The sequence below is a fragment of the Rossellomorea sp. SC111 genome (genome assembly GCF_024733565.1).
GTDB lineage: Bacteria > Bacillota > Bacilli > Bacillales > Bacillaceae_B > Rossellomorea.
The window spans coordinates 211,319-232,898 of record NZ_JANIOC010000003.1 but is presented as its reverse complement, the minus strand read 5'-3'; the positions used below and the strand labels follow the sequence as shown (position 1 = coordinate 232,898).

The window sequence follows — 21,580 nt, the reverse complement described above, 5'->3', positions numbered from 1 at the left end:
ACCTAAAGCTTTAGCTTTGGGATTTTTTTATGGAATGTTAATTCTCTAAAGGTTATAGAGTGAGTATATAGAAAATCTTCAGTTTCTTAAAAATATGGAACTATTATTTCTGAAGAATTTTAACTGTGATTATCAGTTCATTGTACTTCAATAAATTTCCATGGTATTTAAATAAATTTTTGTTGTATTTTGTAAAATAATAGCTAAAATATTCTTGAAGAGAGGAGTGTAATTACTAGATTGAAAGATACGAATCTGGTTATTGAAATCATTTTATATAATAGACCGGAGGAAAAAGAATTTGGAACGTAAAAAGGGGTTTTTGGGTAAGTTTGTAATGTCGTTAGTAGCATGTGTGTTGTTATTTTCGTCTATCCCTTTAAGTAATGTATTTGCTCATGGTGGAAGTCACAGTGGGGAAATAAAGAAAGAAGAGAAAAAAGAAAAAAATAAAACAGCTAAACCAAAAAAAGTTTCAACTGAAGAGTCACTACTTGAAAATGTGGAAAAGGTTGAAGAAGTAAAGAACAGAAGAACGATTAATGGTAAAACCTATAAAAATAGTGATTTAAGTTATACAACGGATGTTCATACCGGTGCAGTTCACTACAAAGATAGTGAGGGTGTGTTCCAGCCGATTGAAAATAAAGTTAAAGAAATAAAGGGAAGTCAAGGACAAGAACTTAAATTAAAGTCTGAAAAAAATAAATTTTCAGTTGATTTTGCGGAGAAAGTAAAGAAAAATAAAGAACTGGTTTCAATCACTCTTGGGAAAGAACGAGTGGGGTTCATCTTACAGAATGCTCAAAAAGAAGCCGAGGTAATATTAGAAAAGAATAAAGTTGAATATCACAATGTATTTAAAGATACGGATATCAAATACACTCTTTTACCAGAGGGGTTAAAAGAGGATATTATTCTAAACACAAAAGAAGGTCAAACAGAGTTTATTTTCTCCATAACTGGGTCCTTAACAGCTAAACAACAAGGTCGAAATATTGAGTTTTATAATAAAGAAAACAAGCTAGTCTGGCTCATGACACCTCCTTATATGGAGGATGCAAAAGGAATATTTTCACATGCAATTGGTTACTCATTAATAGAAAATGGAAACAAGCAATCTATTCACTTGAAAGTGAATAAAGAATACGTCCAAGATCCTGAGAGAGCTTTTCCAATCATTATTGATCCAACTGTCAATTTAGGTGGAAGTTCTTCTAACACTTTAGACACATATGTAATGCAAGATTATCCTTCTTATAATTATTACAACAGCGTTGACCTAAGGACAGGGTATGCAGACTCTACTGGAGTAACCCGTTCATATATGAATTTTTCTAACAGCCTTCCAGACTTGAATGGTGGACTATTAGTTAAAGCAGAATTAAAAGCATATAAATTTAGCAATGGATACAATACGATCAATACTAATTTATACGCTCAAAGAGTTTCTTCTGCTTGGTCTGTCAATTCTGTTACATGGAACAACCAACCAAGTATAGACACCTCTAAGTCTTACGGTAGTACGGCGGTTAATGGTGGCGATGGATGGGCGATTTTAAATGTAACTGATCTAGTCAACAAATGGTATGACGGTACTGCTAAGAATGGGCTAGTATTACGATCTACATCTGAAGGTACTCTAGGAACCTATAGAAAATTCAATTCAGCAGATGCCTCCTCATCAAGACCGTACTTAGCTGTCACCTACACGGGAGTTCCTACAGCCCCTTCTGGTACTTATGCTGGAAATGGATCAGGTTCAGGAACAGGCCATGTTGATTTGACTTGGACACCTGTCACGGGGGCAACTGGATATAAAGTATTAATTTATAATGGGAAAAGCTATGAGGAAATTAATGTTGGTAATGTAACAAACTGGTCTACAAAAGGAAAAAAATTGTGGCCAACCGCTACTCAAATCCAACAAGGGTCCTATGCACTACGGTTAGATGGATCAGGTACTGAATTTGCTGATGACCCTAGTCCGGTATATAAAAATTCAGGTGGTACTTATCCTACCAATAAAAATTACTGGTTTAGAATTAAAGCATATAATGCTTATGGTGAAACGTCACAGTCAGGTGCATATATGCCTACTCTCCCTGATCAGACTAAGCCTAGCAAGCCAGGGATACCAACCGCCTCTAATAAATTGAATTCCAATTTCACTTTTACTTGGGGCAAATCTTCTGATAGTAACTCTGGGCTGAAAGGCTATAACGTATACGTTGGTACAAGTCCTGGAGCTAAGGACGTTTCATCAGCTTTCGTTACCACAAATTCTTATACGATTCCTAATGCTGTAGCACGTGCCAAATACTATATGTACGTTACTGCGGTAGACAATCAAGGGAATATTTCATCTAATTCTGATAACGGAAGTGACGTTGCTAGGAAGCAATTGGACGCAACGATATCAAACTATTCGTTCCCTGCCCAAATGGAGGCAAGTGGAAATTACAATGTCACAGTAACAGTTAGAAACGAAGGTCTCCAAGCATGGACCTCTTCAGACGGTATCTATCTTGGTTCTAAAGAAGAAACGGACCCGCTAACAAAGGATACAAGGTTACCTTTAAGCTCAAGTGACTCAATAGGTACAACGCAAGAGAAAACATTTAATCTCACATTTGTAGGAAGCAAAAATCCAGGTGACTATATTAGTGAATGGCAAATGTTGAAATTAAATGTAGGACGATTTGGGGACTCTATCACCAAAAATATTAAAGTAGTAGACACTACCCCGCCAAAAGGAAATATCGTAATCAATAATGGTGAGACGTTAACTAACTCACCTAATGTCAATCTGCAGCTCTCACTAGATGATAATGCAAATGGACCTTATTACCAGAAGTTTAAGAACGAGAGCAACTCATGGTCAACTTATGAAACCTACTCTTCTTCCAAGCAATGGACACTGTCCAATTCAAATGGTGAAAAGACGGTTTCGGTTAACTATAAAGATGCGAGTGGAAATGAATCGATTGCTTATTCCGATAAAATTACTTTAGATACTTCTTTCCCAACAGCAAAGATCGATTCTCCTAATAGTTTAGACTATGTAAATGGAAAAAAAGTTATAAATGGATCAGCAACGGATAATGATTTAAAAGATTATACATTAAGTTATGGAGTGGGAGAAACTCCAAGTAATTGGACTGTATTCTCAACCAAAAATGGTGTTATTAGTCAAGGTGCCCTGGGGGAATGGGATACTACTGGTTTACAAACCGGATTATATACCCTGAAGCTAACGGTTACAGACCAGGCTGGTAATACTTCGGTTTCTTCGAAAATAGTGTGGATTGACCCCCTTGTTTCAATGCTGGGGGAAGAAGACTACTGGGCTTATGAAGATATCCAATCGGGATATGGATCATCCAAAGTAAACCTGGCAAATGGAAACCTTTTTGCTTTATTTACAGATAGTAATTTAAACGGAAGAGGGTTAGATACTTCCATTTTACGCGTGTACAATAGTCAGGATGACTCTAAAGAATCGCTAGGAAAGGGCTGGCGTTTCAATCATGATATGTCAATTTCCCAGCAAGTAAATGGTGATATTTTACTTACTGATGAAGATGGAACAAGACATCTGTTTAGTAAGAATTCTGATGCTACTTATACATCTCCTTTGGGAGTATTCAGAAATTTAACAAAACTCAGTGATGGGAAATACACTTTAGAAGATTTAGATGAATCAAGTTTAAAGTATTCTTTCAATAGTAATGGGCAGCTGATCTCATACGAAGATCGGAATGGGAATAAGATTCAAATTCGATACGATGCGGATGGCGTGAAGGAAATAGAAGATTCGACAGGACGAATCATTTCGTTCACCTATCAAGGTAATAAACTTTCAGACTTAACAACGTTTGCTGGGACAAGAATTCATTATTCCTATACAAACGACTTGTTGTCTAAAGTGGAATACTTTGATCAGGATACCAAACTCTATCGATCGATGAGTTATTCGTATAATGCTGATGGGAAATTGAAGGAGTATACAAATCCAAATCAAAACAAGGTAATTTATGACTATAACGGTCACAGAATTGTCAACGTAAAAAGTTCGTTAACTTCTTACAATGCTGCAACTGGTGCAAAGAATGAAGCATTCTCTTTGGATGAATCATTTAATTACGATTTGATAAAAAAATCAACAAGAGTAACGGAAACTGGACCAACCAAGTCCAACATTTCAGACTATGAGATAAACGAGTATGGTAATTTAGTTAAAAGTATTGATGATCCGAGTGGAATTAAGATTGAAGAAAGAAACATATATGAAAATAATAAGCTTAAAGAATCCTTTGATGGAAAAGGGTATAAAACTTCATATACTTATGATGGAAGAGGAAATGTCTTAACTAAAACGGAGCCGCAAACAACAGATATTGACGGCAATGTTTATACACCAGTTACACAATTTGAATATAAGTCTGGAACGAGTTTAATAAGTAAAGAGATAGACCCATTAAATAGAATTACAACATATGATTATGATACAAAGGGTAATCGTAAGTGGACGATGGATGTTGATGGTTTTAAAGAGAGTTATACCTATGATTCTTATGGGAATGTTCTTGAAACCAAATATGAACGCGGACCCATTTATGGTTTTATTCCGAACTATAGTTTCGAATCAGGAGAAGGTTCATCTGTTCCTAACTGGACTGTGAATGGAGCTACTTCGTATCAATCAACTGATAAGCGCAGTGGCAGTAGAAGCCTATCGGTTAGTGGGAATGTTGAATCAGAATTAATTCCGGTGAAAAAAGGGAATCTTCCGATTAGAGCTTTGGTATGGATGAAAGGAACTGGAGCAACTGTTTCTGTTCAATTCCTCAATCAGGACAAAAGCCTGATAAGTACACAGACGAGTGCCCCATCCAGCTCAACGGCTTGGAGTTTACAGCATGTTGTTTCTGACATACCAACAGACGCTTCTTTTGTGAAAGTAAAAGTGAATGCTGGAACATCTCCTGTACTGATGGACGATGTACGTATTGAAGAGACAAATTATATATCTACAAGTAAATATTCAGATAACGGTTTGTACTTGATAGAATCCTATGATCCTTATGGTAAAAAAGCAACATTTGAATATGATATTTTTGGAAACAAGAAAAAAGAAACGAATGAGTTAGGGCAAATCGCTCAATTTAAATATAATGCTGATGGTCAATTACTTGAAGAAACGGATCGTCGTGGGAAACTTACTAAATACGAATATGATCCAATTGGTAATTTGATTAAAGAAACGGATGCATTAGGTCAAGCAGTTGAATATGAATATGATGAACAAAATCACCAGGTGTTGATTCGGAATCCAAAAGTAACCAGAACATTCTATGATTCTCAAATTCCAAGAGAGTCAGAGGTTATCTCTATTACAGAGATAGATGAATATAACGCACTTGGGGAAAAAGTTACTGAGAAAGATGGAAATGGATCCATCATTCGGTATGAGTATGATGCTCTAGGAAGACAGACAAAGAGTATCGATCCCTTACGCAATGAATTGCGATTTACGTATGACTCGAATGATAATAAACTAACAGAAGAGAATTTTGCCTGGGATGAAGTGACCTCCACTTTATATCCAAAAGGAAAAACCTATTATCGATATGATGAATTAAATCGAATGACGGGGTACTCAGATCCAACTAAGGATCAAAATACGCTTGTTGAACAGACAAAGTATGATTCTGTGGGGAATATCACTAAAACGATTGATGGGTCAGGGAATTGGACGGAATTTCAATATGATAAGAATAATAACGCCATCTACAGTAAAGATTCCTCAACTCCATCAGTAGAGACTTGGACACTTTATGATGGCCTAGGCAATGAAGCCATTGCTCATGATAAGTTAGGTGCAACGACTTATATATATGAAGCAAACGGACAGTTAAAAGAGGTCCTCGATGCAGAAGGTAAAAAAACCACATACACCTACAATGCTGCGGGGGATAAAACAAAACTAGTAGATGCAACTGGCTCTGTAACAGATTGGACGTATGATGAAGAAGGTCAGCTTAAGACAGAAACAAATGAAGTTACAGATCCGACTACAGGAGAAACCACTTTACAGGTTACTTCTTATGAATACGATTCAATAGGACAAGTAAAGACAAAAAGCATTGCAGAAACGAAAGGTACTAATTCTACCACATCTAAAGAAAATACGTATGTCTATGATGAACTAGGGCGATTAGTTAAAGAAGCTGGTATTAACCTTGATGATGGTAAGAAGACAGAAAGTCGATACTACCATGATAGGAATGGAAATGTCACCAATACATGGATTTATGATGAAACAAATCCTGTTCCTTTACCTGTAGATCCAGATGGGGATGGCTATTTCAATAGTGAGACTATATCGGTATATGATAAAAATAACCGATTGTTGTCAGAGTCCATTAGTCATACTGGCACGACGACAACCAATACATTTAATGATAAAAATAACGAAGAGACGTTGAAAAACGCTTTGGGTGATACCGTAATCACATATGACGATAATGATCGTACTAAAAAGATTGTGACACCTAATTTCGATACATTTAATTATGAATATTTGGTTGATGATTCATTATCAAAAATCGTTAGCCCGGGTGTTGAAACATCTATTTCATACAATGGTGGTTCCAAAGTAAAATCTTTAAAAGCAATCAATCGGAATAACCAGAGTACAATTTCAGATTTACAGTATACACATTCTGACACTGAACAAATCGTACAAATTGCAGATAAGGGAACTGTAAAGAAAAAGTACACCTATACAGCGTCAGGGCAACTTGAAACAGTTGAATCAAATGGAAAAAAACTGAAGTACTCCTATGATGCGAATTCGAATATAGTAAAAGTTCAAAACCTTACAACTGGAAAAGTTGTAGAAGAATATTCTTATCTTACAGAAAATCGAATTCGTCAAAAAAAGGTTTACAATGAGACAACAGGTAACTTGATTCGAACATATGATTATGAACATAACGCCACTGGGACCCTTTCCAAAATCACCATTAAAGAAGGGGCAATTGTAACCGTCACAAACTATGATTACAATAGTGATGATCAACTGATGAAGGTCAATAAAACGGTTAACGGGCAAAAACAACCTGAAGTACTTTATGAATATGATACGGATGGGAATCGAATCGCTAAGAACGTAAATGATGGGACAAAGAACACTCATTATCATTATCACTTAGATACGAACGGCGGCTTGTTCTTAGAAACAATCGAAGGCCCGTCACAGCAACAACGAGTTAAATATTATCGTGACGCAGATGGAAATCTCCTGAGTTTTAGTTTAGATGAAGTGGTGTATTATTATCAGTTCAATGCAAGAGGCGATGTCATTGCCATTACGGATGCTGCTGGTAACGTAAAAGCAACCTATGACTACGATGAGTGGGGAAATGTAACCTCTATTACCGGAGACCAAAACCTAGCAAAAGCCAATGTGTATCGTTATGTTGGAAAATATGGTGTGCTTTATGATGCCGATACAAACCTTTACTTGATGGGATGGAGAGACTACGACCCAACTACTGGACGTTTTATTGTTCCTGATGAATATGAAGGTACGGAAGAGGATCCTACATCATTAAATCGTTATTTATATGCTGATGCTGATCCGGTAAATAATATTGATCCAGATGGCCATGCGCCTAAATGGCTACAAAAAGGATGGAAAGCAACGAAGAAGTATTCCAAAAAAGGGTACAACTACTACATTGGAAACGACATTAAAACGCTCAGAAGTAAAAAATCTAAATGGTACCATAAAGCCGGTGCCACAGCTTCGATTGCCAGTAACTTTATTCCAGGTGCTGGGCAAGCGAAATGGGCTGTAAAGGCGGCTAAAACGGGTATTAAATACGGAAAAAAGGCGAAAAAAACCAAGAAGTTCACCGCTTCATCTTTGAAGAAATCTAGGTCGAAAAGAAATGTGAATGCCAGCAAGAACTGTAACTGTTTCACTTTAGGTACTAAGGTTAAAACCATCGACGGTGAAAAGCCTATTGAAGAAATACAGGTAGGAGACGAAGTTCTTGCCAAAGATGAAAATACAGGTGATCAGGATTACAAAGAAGTCGAATGGTTATATGAAAGAGAAGTAGATGAAATATACGAATTGACCATCGACGGTGAGAAAATAGAAACTACTGATGAACATCCGTTTTGGGTTGACGGAGAAGGTTGGGTTAAGGCTAAGGATTTAAGGACAGGAGATCAGTTAGTCACTGATAACAAAAAAACCCTACCAATTACTAATATAGAAATAATAAAGAAGCATGTGACTGTTTACAATTTCAAGGTTAAAGATTATCATTCATATTACGTAAGTAACTTAAGGATATGGACACATAATTCTTGTAAAATAGAAAATGGTTATATTTACTTGAGAACGTCTAAAAATGGAAAGAAATATGTAGGTCAAGCAAAAAATGCTAAGAGGTATAAAGCTAGACAAAAAGAACATGACAGGAAAAACCCCGATGCCGAATATAAGTTTAAAGTTATCGGTCGAGCTAAAAAAGGGAAAAGTCTAGATGTTCTTGAACAAAAAAAAATTAATCAACATGGCGGTGTTAAAAAGCTTGAAAATAGAAGAAATCAAGTTCGTGAGAAAAACTGGAATAAGCACGGAATTAGACCTCCGAAAAAATAAAAAGAGTGGTGGTAGCTTATGAAAAGACAAGAGGTTAAAAAAGGTGATATATTTACAATGAAAATTCACCCAGAAAATAATTTGTATGCTTATGGTCAAGTAATTTCACTAGGTGATTTATCAGATTGTTTAATAGCATATGATTTAATTAATAGTAGTAGCGTTCATCCATCGTTAGGTTCAATAACTTCTGCCCAAATATTGTTTGTAATTCAGACAGTGACGTCTAGAATTGAGGATGGCTTATGGGAAATAATAGGTAATGAAAATATTCCTACCAATTTTGTATATCCACAATACAGAATGGAAGTTGAAGATGGGTATGAACTGGTTAATTATAGGGGTGAATTATTGAGAGAGCTTGATGAGGAATCTGCTGAAGGATATAAAGACTTTGAATCGTGGTCGCCCGTTAGTTTAGAAAATGCACTAAAAGCAAAGTATGTAACGGATTGGGATCCATATTATGATGAGTTAATTTATTCGAGTTAATTTAGCCTATAGAAAATATATTTTTAATTACAATGTGAAAGGAGTTTTATTAAAATTTCTTTATCAACAGAGCCTATGACCATCACAAGTAACAGGGGTGGGGCATTAGGCTCTTTTTTTACTTAAATTTAAAATACATCATATAAATCCAATTAGTCTTTTTCCAAATAGATGAGTATAACGCACTTGGGGAAAAGTTGCCGAGAAAGATGGAAGTGGATCCATCATTCGGTATGAGTATGTTGCTCTAGGAAGACAGACAAAGAGTATCGATCCTTTACGCAATGAATTGCGATTTACGAAAAACAAAAGCGGGAGAAGAAATAACTGATTTTTCACATGCAGAGTCCTCAATATTTTTATTGCGTAAGGATGTGACAATGAAGGTAAGTTAAAGAGTGTCTTTTCTAATGGGCAGGGTAAGGAAAACGCCCGTTTTCCTTACCCTGCCCATTATTGATGATCAATTATTAAATTTCGTGTTTCTTCACTAAGAACTTTGTAAGTAAGAATTCAATTATACTAAACAGTACAGGTAGTAATAAAAAGTAGATTATAGCATGAATAGAAAACTGTTTTTGGATGATAGTAAAGGGTATATAGATAAAAAATAGACATATGATAAAGTAAGACATTGATATAAATAAAAGGCTAGTCTTTTTATACCTCTTTTTTATATATTCAACTAAGTAGGAGATAGGAAGGCCAACGGACATACTTAAAAATATTGTAGGAAACATCATTAAGGAGTAGTATAAAACTCCTATACTACCTTGTTTAGGGTTATATACATAAGAAACAAAATACATACTACCTATTAACGATACAATAACTAGAGTTAAGACTTTCAAAATGAATTTTTTCATAGATATCTCTTCCTTTGTGAAAAGCCACTTTTATCTTTAGCCTATCAAAAAGATAGGCTGAATAAAAGTGGCTTTTCACTTAATATTATGAACTATACTGCCAATATTCGTTTGGAACTGGTGGGAAAAGGTTATAGAAGTCGCCCTCTCCTCCTACAGAAAAGTCGTGTATTCTATATGCGGGTAAACTTGAATATGCTCTAGCCAAATATACTTCGTGATTAGGGGCTCTATCATGGTTGCCTGAAGCAGTAATATTTCCGTTTTTATACATTCTTGCGTCGTATCTATAGTCAATTCCCGGATAACTAATTCCAAAAGGTACAGAAGCTGAATGCTCTACTCTCCATTCAATGTAGGAAGTATTAGAATATTCTTTGGTTATAGTTATTCCCGAATCAGAAGCAGTTGCACAACGAACATCTGAAGACGAACATGATTTTCCGATAGCCGAAGCATTCTCATATAAAGTACTTTGTGAAACATCTTTCTCTGAATAGAAACCTGGACTACCATTATACCATTCAGGCATAACATCTACACGAGTTCTATAGCTACTATTGAAAAAGTCAAAACCTCTCCAATTTGCTTTATCATTGCCATAGCCATCGCCTTTTAAATAAGTTCCCGAGTCACCAGCTAACCAATTGTTATTCGCGACATACTTCATTGGGATAAATGTAGTGTACCTAATAATGAAACTATCTAAAGTACTAGCTGCAGATTGAAAGTCTTCAAGTTGAGGTGTTAAATCCTTCTTCAAAATTTCTTTTTTATCTAAATTTTTTAATGTCATTACATCTTTTATAACTGTCTTTCTTTCTCTGTAAGCAGACTCTGGAATATCTTCTTTTTTATACCCTTCTTCTATAAGTTTTGATTGAATGGTTTCTTTCCTCTCATCACTAACTGTTTGTTCAGCAATTATTTTATAACGATAAGACTCCCCGTTTATAATATTTTCATCAGTATAGCTATTAGTTTTTACCATATCTATCTTTTTATCATCTCTATATATTTCAAATACCCCATCATCATCACTTAAATTAGCCCAATCTAATTTAATGTAATCTTTAGTTACTGCAGCGTTTATAACTGCATCCTCGTTTTCATAGGACTTATTCTTTTGGGAGGTACTTTGTATTAAACTTTTTGAAAATCCTTTTTTTGTTTGTGTTTTGTATTTAATTATGTCTTCAATTTCTTTTTTGTTTTTTTTGTATAAAACAATGTCATATGAATACATGGTATTGGAATTCAAATTAGTATCTTGAAATTCGGAATTTTTTCCGTTATAAATTAATTTATCGTCTCTGTATACTTCATAATAACTTCCTTTCCCTTCTTTCCAGTCTAGATCAATAGATGTCTGGTTTTCCTTACTAACTAGCATTTCTTCTTCTGCGGATGAAGTTGTGGCCAACCCGCAAAATAGCAAACTAGAAAAAATAGTGGCTCCTAATATTTTTTTCATAAAGAGATCCCCCTTAAAATTAGTACGGATCTAATAATATACAAAATATATAAAAATTGGAAATTCAATTAACTCTCCTTATTTATAAAGAGAGCTAAATACATACAGCAATACTTGTTTATTCTCCTTCTTCTATAAACTTTATAACTCTATAACTACTTTTAAAAAATATTAAAAAAGGTATTTATAGGTTTGATTGATAAAACTTGAAATTTATATTTCAATAAAGGAAGTATAGTTTAATAATATATTCTTACAACTGAAATATGGCGAGCTATTGAGGTGATAAAAGACTGATCAATTGACAATCTAATTCCACTAGAGCCTAGTTTGATGTTTCACCTTGTAGCAATAATATGGTAAATAATGTATATTGCGTTAACGGGCAGGATTATGGAATAAACGGATAAGGAGGTAACTTGACTTTAAGATGGGGTGGTTTTATTTCAATTTCGCTAATAAAATTATGTTTTTTTCTTCTCTCTTAGTTCTATAGAGAACCCTTAAGAAGGTGATAAACATGTTGCTGTACAGTCAAAGATAGCAGCAATTGTTTGTCTTTGGTTGTCCCTTTTTATTCTTTTCTTATAATTGCATATGAACTCTAAATACAATCTTTTGCTTATGAGGACTTATCAGGAACGGGATGAGTTTTTTTAGTTTCAAATATTTTTTGAGACCACTGCTTGATTTTGAAAGAATTTTTATTAAACTAAATTGCAGATTAATAAAGCTTTTAAACAATAGTTAACCATTTCCTTTCCTTCTGTTAATTCCAAAGCTTGAGATAAGGTATTTATTGCAGTCTCACTTTCCGTAAACTTCAAAAAGGCAAATCCCTTTATGCCAACGAACATATTGCATTAGATTTATATCATTCAAATAAAATAGCCTACTTTCAAGGGACAGTACTAAACTATACAATTTGTCGTATCTTTGATTCGTTCTTAAAGAGTCCATCTCGTCTATTGATTCTTGAACATAGTCTAAATTTGGTGTATAGGGAACGAAGGATGCGCTTGTCCACAAGAGAATCGAGCGAATTAGGTCAACCCGTCGTGGCACAACCCAGTCGTAAAGCCTCAACGCGAAACCGTTCTGAAAGCGTCCAGCAGAGACCGAGTATTGGGCCCCATGTGTCAACACGCTCTAAGGGTAACGCCATCCGTACAACCACTGATTCACCGGCGGTGCGCCCGTCTAACCCGACCGCAAAATTCAACATCCAGCCGTACCGAGGTGTATGGGGAGCGAAGGGAAGCCAAGAAGCTCACAGCTCCCATTCAGTTCGTCCTGGTGATGTTTATTGTGGTAGTCGTCTCGGTATTTGCGTTCGGGTTGTTAAGGGGAGACCCTACGACCTGATCGTCCGGAGCAGGAGCGCGGGGCAGGGACGGAGGTTTTCTATGAAAAAGAGGGAACAACCAGTACAAACACTGGTATTCTCCGCGGTCACTTATTTAACAGTACCAAAGATAAAAAGCACAGGGCTTATAGTTCTGTGCTTTAGGTGATTATATAATGATTAATTATTCGACTGGTTAATCGAACTAAATAAAATACTGTATTTAATTTCTCCAAGGATCCCCTCGTATGCCAACCCCCCCTGTAGTAAACTTTCTAGAATAATTTTGTTTCCTATGAAACTTTTTACGTGTTTTTTTAGTCTAACGGTTAGAAAAGAGGTGAACATCTTGATTGAACAAATAATTAAAAAGGCGAAATCCGGAGATGAAAAAGCGTTTGAAGAATTACTTCGAATAGAGAGAGAGAAACTTTATCGTATGGCATACCTCTACGTGAAGAATGAAGATGATGCCCTCGATATTGTTCAGGAGACCGCATGCAGGGCTTTTACGTCTATTAAGAGATTAAAAAGGCCTGAATACTTTTCAACTTGGCTGACCAGGATACTGATAAACTCTGCTCTCGATTTTATAAAAAAGAAGAAGAATGTAATCCCGTTCGACGATATTAGCATCTTTCCCGAAGAGGAGGATACCTCTCTGGAGGATAACATGGACTTAGTAGAAGCCATTAATCGATTAGATGACCACTATAAAACAGTTGTCATTTTAAGATATCAACAAGACTTACCCTTAAAAGAAATATCATCCATTTTAAAGTGTCCGGAGGGAACAGTAAAAACTAGAATTCGCAGGGCTCTTAATCAACTAAAAAATGAATTAAAAAGGGGTGTCCCGAATGGACAATCTATCTAAAGATGTAAAAAAGGTGATGGAGCAAATAAACATACCTGAAGAGAAATTGAATCAAGCTGTTTTACTTGGGGTCCAAAAAGCAAAAAGAGAAAAGAAGTTAAGAATAAAAAAATGGTCTTATGTCTGTAGTGTAGCTGTTTTGATGTTTGGGCTTTTTCTTGGTTCGGCATCAGTCTCCCCCACAATGGCAAAAATTGTGTCTAAAATCCCTTTATTGGGTCAAATATTCTATTCCGACGCTGATGTAGGTTACCTCATTTCTGAAAAACTTGAAGATAACGGATATAAAAGTTCTATTCAGATCTCGAGTATTAATAAAGAAATTAACATAAAAATAAAAGACCCTACAGACGATGAACAAAAACGAAAAAAGGTAGCAGGTATCGCCCAGAGCATCTTAGATGCCAAACAATATGACGCTTATTCAGTAACGGTTGCTAGTGATACAAACGTATCAAAAGGTGAGCCTATGAAAGACGAAGATGTACAAAAAGAAAGCGAAAAATTTCAATCGATTGATGCAGAGCTACGAAAAGAATTAAAACAAAGAAATATTGAAGTGTGGAGCATTATGTCAATGAATAATCCTAATTCTCTTGTTTTAACTATTTCTGATACAGAGACTAGAACGGACGAGATTAGACAAATCGCAAATGGCATTTTCGAGAGAAACCAAACATCCATCTCGCTTGATATAAAGAAAGTTGAATTAGATAAGAAAAAGCAAGAAAGTAGATGGGCTGATATCGTACGTTTAATTCAGGGCGATTTAAAAGGAAAAAAAGAATATAAAGTAAGAACTGTAGGTTTCACTGTAAATCCAGAACCGACAATACTAGTGCATTTGTCTATTTCCAATGAAGATGATGGAGCAAAAAGTTTCGCTAAGGAGCTTGAAAAGGTTATCAACGATTCCTTAGGGACTGAACAGATTCAGCAAAAAATTAAAAACGATAACTATAAGATAGAAATATACAATTCAGAAGAAAAAAAACTAAATTAAATTCATTTCTTTTAGAAAAAGCTGAAAATCTAAATAGTGATTTTCAGCTTTTTTTCTATTTTTAAAAATGAAACATGAAACACATCGACAAAAATAGTGAAAATGCCCCATTTTAGTATAAATTCTACCAATTAAGTAAATAAAATGGTATATTGATAGATGGATTTAACAATAAAGAGGGGGAAACGAAATGAAAAAAGCTTTAAGCACGATTGCAATCGCTACAGGTTTATTTGTCTCTACTTCCATGACATCTCTAGCCGCACAAGGGGAGGAGAGTATTGCTGTTAAGCCTAGCGTAATGCCTGAAAACAATGAAGCTGTTCAAGTAATAGATTTAGAAACAATTGGGTTGTCAAAAGACACCTTGAATAGAATTGCAGTGAGTGGTGATACGCAAAGCACCATCCAAAGGGCAGCAGGGTGGCAATTGCTGGACCCATCACATACAGTATGGCCAAATGCTGATAATGGTACATGGAACACCACAAATTGGGATTACATATCACAATCGTATACTGCAGTAGATGGAGGAAATATTGGTTGGTCGGTTTATAATCTCTCTGGTGTTTGGCAAGGTGCAAAATACCTTTCTCCTTCACTGGCAAGGATTGAAGTGATGGTATATGAAGATGATGGAGTATGGTCAGACGATGACTTTGTTACGAAATTTAATGTATACCCGTTTAATGGCGATCAACAAAAAATGTATACGATACCCATTAGTGGATGGGCCGATGGGACAAATGCAAAAGCAGAAGTTGAATTCCGATATACTTACAACTTTACAGCAACTAGTGAGGGAATTGGTAATGTTTGGGATTGATTCCAAATCATATTAGTAATTAGGATAGGGTCACCGAAAGGCTTAGAGAAATGAAAATTCTCTAAGCCTATTTATTTTACGGTAGTCAATTTCATATCCTCACAGGGGATGTTGCTCTTCACCTACGTATAGTATTACTCGCATATCTACTTTTAGGGGGCCATTTATTCGCCCTTTTAATCCAATGTTTATTTTCGTGCAGTTGTTCTCCAGCTTTCTCTTTGAACTTTTAAATAGACATTGTTCAACAAACGGGGGCGAATGTTGAAAAGCATAGGTAGAATTGATTAACCTTTTTTTATAAAAACCAAACTAAAATTTAATGAAGAAGAAGCCCTTTGGATTAGTATTTTTTCAAAATGGCTTCTTTTTATTAATCTAATATAAGGGTTTATTTCAAAGCTACAAATAGATCACTCATTTACCGGATTTGTTAAAAGGGCAGTAGAAAAAGCAGAAAGTGCTCTAATATCGGGAGGTAATGTGGAGGAACATATAGAATCCTTAAAAAGGTTTTACCAACTGTAAAGGGTAGTTATTACTAACAGAGAAGATAGAGAAATTAATTTCAACTTGATATTTCTTTGAAATCCCCCCTTATATTAAGCGGAGGATTTTTTAGTTTTCGTTCCTTTTTTTGGTATAATTAGAAAGGATCATTCAATGAAGGGGAATGTTAAGATGGATTACTTTATAGACCGGCTTGAAAAGCTAGATATTCAAACTAGGCTTAATAACTGTGTAGAAGCCGTTGAGAAATTGGAAAACAAAGAAGGAATTGAAACAGATACAGAAGCACTTAATTATATCGAACGTATAAAGTTGCTGGTCAAGCATGTAGAAAGTTTAATAGCTTCCTCTGATGTATACCTAACCCCTTTTAATGCGTATAAATCTGTAAGCGATAACCTAAATCAAATTCACTCAAATATCAATGCCTATATTTCAAATAATAATAGAGGACATCTAACAAACGTTGTTAATCAAAGTGATGCATTACTTGCAGCACTTAGCCAGTTTGCCGTTCCTCACTCAACAGAGGAACTAGAAAGTCTCATGGAGAGTATAGTCTCTGTGAAGCGCTCCCTTGGCCAGCATCGATCTAATATTAGGGAAGATGGGGAAAAGATACAACAATATAAAGATGAATCTCAAAGCTTAATAACTCTAATTCAAAAATATACGAGACTGATATAAAGAAAACAAAAGAGGGTCTTGAGAAAGTCATTGAAGAGTATCTTGTTGCACAACAAAAGGAATTTGAAAGTAGCAAAGAATCCATTTTGGAAGAGGAAAAGAACAATTATACTTCTGAATTTGATGAACTGGCTAAAGGTTTTGAGGATTATTTAACTAACCACAAGGAAGACCTGACACAAAAGCAAGACGAATTTATTAAACTTTTTAAGCTTGTTACGGACCAGGGTATATCCGGAGAGTTTCATAAGACAGCAAATGAAGAAGAAAAATTAAGGAAGGGATGGACTGTAACAACCTTAATAGGGTTTGGTGTTTTAATAGTTTATTCTGTCTACGCATTCTTTTTTCATGACTTAGTATTAGCGAAGGTTTTTGAGGTTGAAGTAGCGATAAGTTGGGCGGATATTTTAAAAAGACTTGCCCTTAGTTTAGCTCTTGGTGGATTTGTTACTTATGCAGCCAAACAAGCTGCGGATCATAAAAGAGAAGCTCGATATAATCGGGGAGTACAAATGAAAATCCAGTCAATTAACCCTTATCTATCTAATTACCAAGAAGAGCCTGAAGCTATCCAGGAAATAAAGCGAGAGTTGGCCAATACTATTTTCACAAAAGAGCCTACCTTAAATCAAAATCCGAATCATATCCAAAATCCCCAAATAGGACCGAACACAGCAGTTCCACTTGACTCGGTTATTACATTGATCAGAGAAATTGCAGCCGGTGGAGGGAATAAACAGTGATTTTCCACAAATCCAATGTAGCAATGAAATAAAGTCACGATTTTTATAAAAAGATGCTATTTCCTATTCAAATGGTTCTTGTACCTCAAATGGAAAAATTATCAAAATCTCTAAAGGGGGAGGAACGCTTCTTAGTTCAGAGGATGATTTTAAGCCTTTGCATATGTGATTTTTGAGGAGATAATTCCTTTAAATTAACCCTATTTAAAGCATCTGACACCTTCAATTAAACCAGCTAATAGTTTGTCAACATTTTTAAATGAAAAGTTCAAAATGAACATGTTACACTAAATTTAGGCATACCAAACAGCCTTCCACTATGTTTGTTATGGAAGGTTTTGTATTGAGTGGACAAGTCTATCTTTTAATCTATATCTTGGAAAACTTCTTTGCTTGTTAAAATGGCAAAGATCCATCTTAAAAGTTTGTTTACACAGGCTATTACGGCTACTTTGTAAGGTTTCCCTTCGTCTCGTTTCTTATCATAAAAGGCTATTAACCTTTTGTTTCGAGGGATAACCTCATCGGTGATCTTCTTTTTTGCGACAGTCACGAATGGCACACTTCACCGCCATCAATAACGCCTGGCGAAGACGACTTGAACCTCTTTTGGTTATGCGATTGATCGTGGCTCTGAACTTGCCAGATTCAAAGACACTTGGATCAATTCCTGCGAAGGCTACAAGCTTTTTGGGGTGACTAAACCGTTCAATCTCCCCGATTTCAGAGATAATCGTTGCCGCGATTTTTTCTCCGATTCCAGGGATTGATTTTATAAGTTCATATTCTTCTACTTCTTTTGCGAGAGCGTCTATTTCAGCTGCCAACTTTGATAGATGCTCTTTATACTGTAGAAGCATATGAATATACATGTTCATGCTCAAGATATGGCTTTGATAAAGTGTTTTTTGAATTCGATTACGCTTTGCCGCCTCTTTCAATTCAGTAGCTTTTTCTTTTGCCCATGCTTTAGATCGAGACTTACATAATTCAGCTATCTTATCAGAAAGCTCTTCCTCTTCCGTCCTTAAAATATCCTCTGAAGAAGGGTATTCCTTTAACGTCAGTAGTGATACCACTGAATATAAGCTGCCAAAAACCCCTTTATATTCCGGAAAAACTTGATCAAGTAGTGATTGGAATTGTAATTTAGCCTGTACATGAAGTTCTGTGATATTCTCATGTTGCCATGTGACATTCCGAAGGTTCAAGAGTTGGATTCCTCTCTTTTGTAGGGCTCTAACTCCTCCTTATAATACAGCTCACATAGGTGATAGGCATCAATCACATCAGTTTTTACCTTCCGTAAATTTGAACTTTTGGCTCTATAGGAGACAAGGGGATTAACAATAATTAATAGATAATCACGCTCCTCCAAATATTGGACGACTGGAAGGTGAAAGTGACCTGTAGATTCTAATACGACCGGAGGTCTAATCCCATAAGAGCCCTTATTTCCTCAAGATACTCTACGAGACAATCAAGTCCTTCTATAGTGTGGGGGATACTGAAACTCTTTCGGTGAGGCTTTCCTTTTTCCAAGAATGCTTGAACTTGGCTTTCTCCTTTAGAGACATCCAGACCAACGACTGGATTCATTCTAAGATCTCCTCCTTATGAATATACTTGCCGGTAACCCCTAAATCCATCTTGCAGTTTCATAGCTTCGCTTGTTATACGGGATCCTGGTCCCAACCAGCCTCAATCATGTTTCTACAAGTAGGGGACGAACAGTTTAATGGACGAGATCAAGTCCCACGGGGGCTTCCGTTCTACCCCGACTACCGTAATCATATATCGATATAAAAAATGGTCAACCAGAAATATCTGGCTGACCTTATAATACGAACGGGGGCAATAACTGTAGATCAGCAAGTTGATCCGGCTATTCCCCTTTTTTAATACGAAGGGGCAGGATACTTGAAGACTCAGCTGCGAGATAAGTATTCTTAAGACGCATAAGGAATGTTTCTTAATTTCATTATTTAAAGAAAGAACCTCAATAAAAGTTTAGAATGGATTCCTTACGTGAAATAATAATTGTATTGAATTAAAAGGGAGGATTTGCATGGAAGAGAATTATGAAGAAATATTTAAAGGTGTTTATAAACAATTGATCTCGTCTTGGAATGAGCGTAATGCACAAGGGATGGCTAGTCTATTTTCTAAATCAGGCGAGAGTATAGGGTTTGACGGAAGTATATCAAAGGGACCAGAAGAAATTGTTGCCCATCTAGAGCCGATCTTTAGAGATCATCTCACTGCTCCTTACGTTACAAAGGTTAAAGAAATTAAGTTTATCGGAGATAGGGTTGCCATGCTCAGAGCCATTGCCGGCATGATTCCACCTGGTGACTCTGATAAAAAGCCAGACGTAAATACTCATCACACAATAGTGCTAGAGTTAATAGATGATGTATGGAAAGTTGTATTATTCCAAAATACCCCTGCTCAATTTCATGGGAGACCTGAGTTAGTGAAACAAATGACAAATGAACTGAGAGAACAATTATAGGGAAAAAGAGCACTTTTCTTTGATGCTTATTTGAAGTTTTATGCGTATCAAATCTTGGTTTCGAGTATACATACACAGGAGATAATCCAATTAATGAAATATTGGTCCTCGTAAATTAGGAATGAGAACAATCTGGAAGTCCAATAATCGTATATGGGATGCTGATGACCTACATCCAGACTGGGTTGTATCCGACCTTGCTGAATTAAAAAGTATATTTATCAATGGGGTTGGGGTGTCTAAACTAATAAGTTTATAATCTAACAGGAATTTAATAGAACAGGTAGTTCTATGAGGTATGATGTCTTTTATTTTTGTGTGAAAGCATAATATTATACAGATACAAAGGGCACTTTACTTCCCCTTTACTGGATAATCCTTCTATACATGGTATTTAGAAGGATTATCCAGTAAAGGGGAAGTTTTTATGTTCAGAAAGAACTATGCGAATAGATTTCATCCCTAACTTCAGTTTATAGAAATATATTTGATTAAGGTCCCTAAACGCAACTACCGCCCTATTATTTCTGGGAGAATTAGATCCTACCTCTTTACATCCAATAGTAATTAATAACTTCACTCTATGAGGTATAAAACCATTGTTTCTGTAGATAATAGTATTATTAAAATTTTTTTACTGGAGGGAGGTTGAAAGAATGGGAGATTCAAATAAATATTGGCAGAGTATCAATGAAAAAGTTTCAGATGCCTCCCGAGTAATATTAAACGAATATTTGCTTAGTTTAAAGTTGGCAAACAAAGCTGAGAGAACCATTGAAACATATCGAAAGTTGTTAGAACAATTCTTCATCATGTGTCCCACACCTTTAGAAAGACTGACATCGAATGAGGTTTTAAGACAATTAAATGAATACTCCCAAAATAAAAAAACAAAAACTATCACCCTTTTCATATCTACTCTATCATCTTTCTTTAAATTCTGTGTTGCAGAAGATTATTTAAAAGAGATTGTCATAAAAAAACGTTGGCGACCAAAGGTGCCAGAATCTCTACCAAAATATCTAAATGAGCAAGAATTTGCTCAAGTAAAATTAGTAACTGAAGGCTTGTCAATTAGGGATCGAGCACTTGTTTTGTTTCTGTTTTCTTCTGGATGTAGGCGATCGGAGGTATCACAGTTAACTATTCAAGATATCGATATTGATAGAAGAACCGCAAAAGTAAAAGGGAAAGGGAAACGGATTCGACATATCCATTTCTCAGAAGAGTGTGCACTTATTTTAAAAGAATATTTAGGAATGAGACACTTTAAAAAAACAGATCCATTGTTTGTAACTCGAACTGGGAGGCCACTTCAGGGTGATGGGATTTATGAAGTAACAAAAAGGTTAGGTGAAAAAGCAAGTCTTCCATATATTCTGCATCCACATTGCTGCCGTCATACTTTTGCTTATAACATGGTGTTAAGGGGGGCTCCTCTCGAATTTATTGCAGCTGAAATGGGGCATGAAAACTTAAATACCACAAGAATCTATGCGCGTATTCCAACTGAAGATATGATACAAGCCTATCAAAATAAAATGGGGTAATTA

At 35.7% G+C, this 21,580-nt stretch carries 10 protein-coding genes and 1 pseudogene; 9 read left to right on the top strand and 2 right to left on the bottom strand.

Features of this window, described 5'->3' with window-relative positions:
- Positions 1-301 precede the first annotated feature (301 nt).
- Together NQ095_RS05145 and NQ095_RS05140 are read left to right on the top strand one after the other, a co-directional pair.
- On the top strand, positions 302-8,686 hold the full coding sequence (locus NQ095_RS05145) for a DNRLRE domain-containing protein (RefSeq protein ID WP_258262402.1): 8,385 nt from the start codon (positions 302-304) through the stop codon (positions 8,684-8,686).
- Between the two features lie 18 nt (positions 8,687-8,704).
- A complete protein-coding gene (locus NQ095_RS05140; protein ID WP_258262401.1) occupies positions 8,705-9,178 on the top strand; it encodes an immunity 26/phosphotriesterase HocA family protein in 474 nt (157 codons plus the stop codon).
- Between the two features lie 951 nt (positions 9,179-10,129).
- Here the strand turns inward: NQ095_RS05140 and NQ095_RS05135 are convergent.
- On the bottom strand, positions 10,130-11,518 hold the full coding sequence (locus NQ095_RS05135) for a DUF3238 domain-containing protein (RefSeq protein WP_258262400.1): 1,389 nt from the start codon (positions 11,516-11,518) through the stop codon (positions 10,130-10,132).
- Positions 11,519-13,203: 1,685 nt separating this feature from the next.
- On the opposite strand from NQ095_RS05135, the gene NQ095_RS05130 reads away from it, so the two are divergent.
- From NQ095_RS05130 to NQ095_RS05110, 5 genes are all read left to right on the top strand, one after another.
- A complete protein-coding gene (locus NQ095_RS05130; protein ID WP_309137614.1) occupies positions 13,204-13,740 on the top strand; it encodes a sigma-70 family RNA polymerase sigma factor in 537 nt (178 codons plus the stop codon).
- Complete coding sequence (locus tag NQ095_RS05125) at positions 13,724-14,743, top strand: DUF4179 domain-containing protein (RefSeq protein ID WP_258262399.1); 1,020 nt, start codon at positions 13,724-13,726, stop codon at positions 14,741-14,743. Before NQ095_RS05130 ends, NQ095_RS05125 begins: the two co-directional genes overlap by 17 nt.
- Positions 14,744-14,933: 190 nt before the next feature.
- A complete protein-coding gene (locus NQ095_RS05120) occupies positions 14,934-15,569 on the top strand; it encodes a hypothetical protein (protein WP_258262398.1) in 636 nt (211 codons plus the stop codon).
- A gap of 681 nt (positions 15,570-16,250) precedes the next feature.
- Complete coding sequence (locus NQ095_RS05115) at positions 16,251-16,766, top strand: hypothetical protein (protein WP_258262397.1); 516 nt, start codon at positions 16,251-16,253, stop codon at positions 16,764-16,766.
- 86 nt (positions 16,767-16,852) lie between these two features.
- Positions 16,853-17,512, top strand: a complete 660-nt coding sequence (locus tag NQ095_RS05110; RefSeq protein ID WP_258262396.1) for a hypothetical protein — start codon at positions 16,853-16,855, stop codon at positions 17,510-17,512.
- A 364-nt stretch (positions 17,513-17,876) separates the two neighbouring features.
- Here the strand turns inward: NQ095_RS05110 and NQ095_RS05105 are convergent.
- Positions 17,877-19,111, bottom strand: a pseudogene (locus tag NQ095_RS05105) (IS110 family RNA-guided transposase).
- A gap of 469 nt (positions 19,112-19,580) precedes the next feature.
- Between NQ095_RS05105 and NQ095_RS05100 the strand changes: the two are divergent.
- Entirely contained in the window at positions 19,581-20,027 is a 447-nt protein-coding gene (locus NQ095_RS05100) for an SgcJ/EcaC family oxidoreductase (protein WP_258262395.1), read from the top strand.
- A 656-nt stretch (positions 20,028-20,683) separates the two neighbouring features.
- A complete protein-coding gene (locus tag NQ095_RS05095; RefSeq protein WP_258262394.1) occupies positions 20,684-21,577 on the top strand; it encodes a tyrosine-type recombinase/integrase in 894 nt (297 codons plus the stop codon).
- The last annotated feature ends 3 nt before the right edge of the window (positions 21,578-21,580 follow it).

Bases quoted from the DNA above. Each gene is read 5' to 3' on its own strand.
- NQ095_RS05140 (WP_258262401.1), top strand. From the start codon at position 8,705: ATGAAAAGACAAGAGGTTAAAAAAGGTGATATATTTACAATGAAAATT.
- NQ095_RS05135 (WP_258262400.1), bottom strand. From the start codon at position 11,518: ATGAAAAAAATATTAGGAGCCACTATTTTTTCTAGTTTGCTATTTTGC.
- NQ095_RS05125 (WP_258262399.1), top strand. From the start codon at position 13,724: ATGGACAATCTATCTAAAGATGTAAAAAAGGTGATGGAGCAAATAAAC.
- NQ095_RS05120 (WP_258262398.1), top strand. From the start codon at position 14,934: ATGAAAAAAGCTTTAAGCACGATTGCAATCGCTACAGGTTTATTTGTC.
- NQ095_RS05115 (WP_258262397.1), top strand. From the start codon at position 16,251: ATGGATTACTTTATAGACCGGCTTGAAAAGCTAGATATTCAAACTAGG.
- NQ095_RS05100 (WP_258262395.1), top strand. From the start codon at position 19,581: ATGGAAGAGAATTATGAAGAAATATTTAAAGGTGTTTATAAACAATTG.
- NQ095_RS05095 (WP_258262394.1), top strand. From the start codon at position 20,684: ATGGGAGATTCAAATAAATATTGGCAGAGTATCAATGAAAAAGTTTCA.